Origin of the sequence: Methylobacterium sp. WL103 (assembly GCF_008039885.1) — a bacterium.
Lineage (GTDB): Bacteria > Pseudomonadota > Alphaproteobacteria > Rhizobiales > Beijerinckiaceae > Methylobacterium > Methylobacterium cerastii.
The window spans coordinates 1-3,830 of sequence record NZ_VRUX01000419.1 but is presented as its reverse complement, the minus strand read 5'-3'; the positions used below and the strand labels follow the sequence as shown (position 1 = coordinate 3,830).

The 3,830-nt window shown below is 71.0% G+C and carries 4 protein-coding genes; 1 reads left to right on the top strand and 3 read right to left on the bottom strand.

What is annotated here, in order from left to right; translation table 11 throughout:
* The 3 genes from FV222_RS19710 to FV222_RS19700 all read right to left on the bottom strand — a co-directional run.
* Window positions 1–183 (bottom strand): pilus assembly protein TadG-related protein (locus FV222_RS19710; protein WP_246685553.1); only part of this gene is annotated, 183 nt, incomplete at its 3' end.
* Window positions 184–191: 8 nt separating this feature from the next.
* Entirely contained in the window at window positions 192–632 is a 441-nt protein-coding gene (locus tag FV222_RS19705; RefSeq protein WP_147762832.1) for a TadE/TadG family type IV pilus assembly protein, read from the bottom strand.
* A 102-nt stretch (window positions 633–734) separates the two neighbouring features.
* Window positions 735–2,840, bottom strand: a complete 2,106-nt coding sequence (locus FV222_RS19700) for an EAL domain-containing protein (protein ID WP_147815444.1) — start codon at window positions 2,838–2,840, stop codon at window positions 735–737.
* A gap of 174 nt (window positions 2,841–3,014) precedes the next feature.
* On the opposite strand from FV222_RS19700, the gene FV222_RS19695 reads away from it, so the two are divergent.
* The coding region (locus FV222_RS19695) for an alpha/beta hydrolase (RefSeq protein WP_147815443.1) at window positions 3,015–3,830 on the top strand (816 nt) is incomplete at its 3' end.

Below are 3,830 nucleotides of genomic sequence, written 5' to 3'. Positions count from 1 at the left end.
GGCCCCGCCTGCGCCGGCGGCGGCCAGCATCGCGGCGATGTCGACCGCACCCTGCGCCTTGCGCTTGGCCTGCATCACCATGCCGAGGTCGATCCCGACCGCGGCCGCGCCCATCAGAGCGGTCGCGCCCAAAGCCACCAGCACCGCGACCGAGCCGCCCCGGTCCGACCGGAGATTGCGCACCCGGGCCCTCACAGGCCGCCCCGGCGCACGCTGACCGTGCTGGTGAAGACGTCCGGCGGGAGCGGGACCAGCTTGCCGAGGGCCTTCAGCCCGAGGACGGAGGAATCGTAGGTGAGTGTGACCGTGTAGACGGTGGCGTCGCTCGGGCTCGTGCCGACCGAGACCGCGACGCTGCCGGCCTTGAACATCGCGCTGGCGGCGAGGCTGCGCTGCACCACGGCCTGGGCGAGGGAGGCGCGCTCGCCGTCGCTGACGCCGGCGACCGAAGCGCGGGCCGCCTCCGCCGCGACCTGGCGCAGGGTGTGCGCCGCGCCGAGATAGATGCCGAAGGCGCAGATGCCGGCAAACAGCAGCAGCAGGACCGGCGTCACCAGTGCGAACTCGACCGCCGCGTTGCCGCCGCGGCAGGCCGTCAGCTTCCTGCCCTCGCGTCCCGCCGTCGATCCCATCGCGCGACATCCCATAGCTGCATCGCAGATTGGCGATACAACTTATCGTATGGGTCTCCGCTTAAGAAATGATGTAAATACAATCCCGAGTTGTATTAACTCTTAGGCGGCGACCGCCTCCTCGCGCGCCGCAGCAAGCATCGCGGTGATCTCGCCGGCCGGGCGTGGCCGGCTGAACAGGAACCCCTGCATCTCCTGGCAGCCCTCGGCGCGGACGGCGGCGAGCTGCTCCTCGGTCTCGACGCCCTCGACCAGGGTGGTGATGCCGAGGCTGCCGCCGAGGGCGACGAGGGCGCGGATGATCGCGCCGGCCTCGGTCGCCTTGCCGGCGTCCTGGACGAAGGAGCGGTCGATCTTCATCTTGTCGAAGGGGAAGCGGCGCAGGTAGGTCAGGCTCGAATAGCCGGTGCCAAAATCGTCCATCGAGATGCGGATCCCGGTCCGGCGCAGCAGGTGCAGGGTCTCGAGGTTGGCCTCGGTCTCGTCGAGCAGGACGCTTTCGGTGATCTCGAGCTCCAGGCGGTCGGCGCGCAGCCCGCTCGCGGCGAGGGCGAGCAGCACCGTCTGCGCGAAGGTGCGATTGCGGAGCTGGACCGCCGAGACGTTGACGGCGACGCTGATCCCCTCCGGCCAGGCCACGGCGTCGCGGCAGGCCTGGTTCAGTACCCATTCCCCGAGGGCGACGATGAGACCGGTCTCCTCGGCCACCGGGATGAAGGTGGCGGGCGAGATCAGCCCGCGTTCCGGGTGGCGCCAGCGGACCAGGGCTTCAACGCCGGTAATCCGATTGCTGCCGAGGTTGACCAGCGGCTGGTAATGCACCTCGAACAGGCCCTGCCGGAGGGCGTCGGCGAGGTCGCGCTCGATCGCGCGGCGGATTTCGGCGGTCTCGTCCATCGCCGGCTCGAACAGGCAGGCGGTGCCGCGGCCCTTGGCCTTGGCGTGATAGAGCGCGGTGTCGGCGTTCTTGAGCAGCCGGTCGATGTCGTCGGCCGCGTCGTCGGCGATGGCGATGCCGACGCTCATGCCGATCTCGACGGTGTAGCCGTCGAGGTCGTAGGGCGTGCTCACCATCGCGATCATCCGCCCGGCCAGCGCCAGCGCGCCGGAGGCGTCGGAGACCCGGTGCAGCACCGCGAACTCGTCCCCGCCGAGGCGCGCCACGAGGTCCCCCGTGCGCACCCGGGCGCAAAGCCGTTCCGAGACCGCCCGCAGCAGCGCGTCGCCGGCGCCGTGCCCGTGCATGTCGTTGATCGCCTTGAACCGGTCGAGGTCGAGGCAGAGGATCGCCAGCCGGTTGGTCTCGCCCGCGAGCCGCGGCCTGCCGAGCATGTCGAGGCCGTGCTCGCGAAACGCCGTGCGGTTCGGCAGGTCGGTCAACGCGTCGTGGCGCGCCATGTGCGCGATCCGCGCCTCGTTGCGGCGCCGTTCGGTGATGTCCTCGAAGGTCGAGACCCAGCCGCCGCCCTCGATCGTGCGGTAGCACACGGCGAGGATCCGGCCGTCGGCGAGCTCGCGTTGGATCGGCTTCGGGTCGGCGTCGAGCAGGGCCCGGCGCGTGCCCTCGCACAGGGCGTCGGCCGTGGGGGCGCCGCGGTAGCGGCCGGCGGCCACCAGCATCGCGCAGATCTCGCGCTGGGTCATGCCGACGTGCAGCCTGTCCGGAGCGATGCCGAAGAGTTCGCAATACCGCTGGTTGTAGATGACGAGGCGCGCCGCGTCGTCGAACAGGCACAGGCCCTGGGTCATGTTGCTCAGCGCCGCCGCAAAACGGTTGTTCTGCTCGACGAGGCTGGCATGCGAGGCGCGCAGCTCCGCCAGTGTCTCCGCGAGCGCGCTGCGCGTCTGGCCTTCGGAGCCGATGTCGGTGCCGATGCCGCGATAGCCGCGGAAGGTCCCGTCCTGCGCGACCACCGGCTCGCCGCCGATCCGGAACCAGCGCACGTTGCCGTCGGGATGGGCGTAGGGAAAGATGAAGCCGGCGAAGGCCTCCCGCCGGTCGATCGCGGTGACGTACGGCATCCAGGACAGGCGGTCGCCCCCGTTCGCGGCGACCCCGATCCGCGACGTGCCGGTCAGCGTCTCGGCGTTGCGCCCGAGGACGCGTTCCGCCTCGGGAGACAGGTAGCTGAAGTTCTGTGACGTGTCGGTCTCCCAGAACCAGTCGGGTTCGGTCTTCGCAAGATCTACCAAGGTTCGTACGGGCATTCGGGCACCATCGATCGTAACCCTATCCTCCAAGGCAGGCATTAAGATATTATTCGTACCGCACTTCACGATCCTGCGCGTCGTGGGCGGAGCCCCGCGCCTTCCGATGCGTTGCCTGCGGACGCGCGCCGCCGCCGCTCCGGGCCGCGGTCGCGAAACGTCGGAGGAAGGCGCATGCCGAGCGGTGGCGAGGATCTGTTTCCCGGGTTCGAGGCCCTCTGGATGGAGGCGGCCTGGGGCAAGGCCTTCGCCCGGGTCGGCGGCCCGGCGGACGCGCCGCCGCTGCTGCTGCTCCACGGCTTTCCGCAAAGCCACGCGCTCTGGCACCGCGTCGCCCCGGACTTGGCGCGCGACCATCGCGTGATCTGCCTCGACCTGCCGGGCTACGGCTGGTCGTCGGCGCCCCCGAGCGATTCCGGACACGAGCCTTACGCCAAGCGCCGGGTCGGCGCGGAGATCGTGGCTCTGATGGAGCGGATCGGCCATGTCCGCTTCGCGCTGGCCGGGCACGACCGTGGCGCCCGCGTCGCCTACCGCCTCGCCCTCGACCATCCGGGCCGCGTCTCGAAGCTCGCCCTCCTCGACGTGGTGCCGACGGCGGTGCAGTGGGCGCGGATCGAGGCCGCGCCGGGCATGAACCCGCACTGGCCGTTCCTGGCCGAGCCCGCCCCGAACCCGGAGACCGCGATCGGCCGGGACCCGGACGGCTACTTCCGGAGGCTGATCGCCGGGTGGACGGCGGGCAAGGACCTCTCGGCCTTCGACCCGCGTGCGCTCGACCTCTACGCCCAGGCCTGGGGCGTGCCCGAACGCATCCACGCGATGTGCGAGGATTACCGCGCCGGCGCCGGCCCCGACCGCGCGGCCGACGAAGCGGACATCGCGGCCGGCCGAACCCTGGCGATGCCGGCCCTGGTTCTCGCCAGCACACGCTACCTGGACCACGAAAAGCCCGAGACGGCGCTCGCGGCCTGGCGGCGGACGCTCGCG

Coding starts and splice junctions, on each gene's coding strand:
- FV222_RS19700 (WP_147815444.1), bottom strand. CDS start 2,840: ATGCCCGTACGAACCTTGGTAGATCTTGCGAAGACCGAACCCGACTGG.
- FV222_RS19705 (WP_147762832.1), bottom strand. CDS start 632: ATGGGATCGACGGCGGGACGCGAGGGCAGGAAGCTGACGGCCTGCCGC.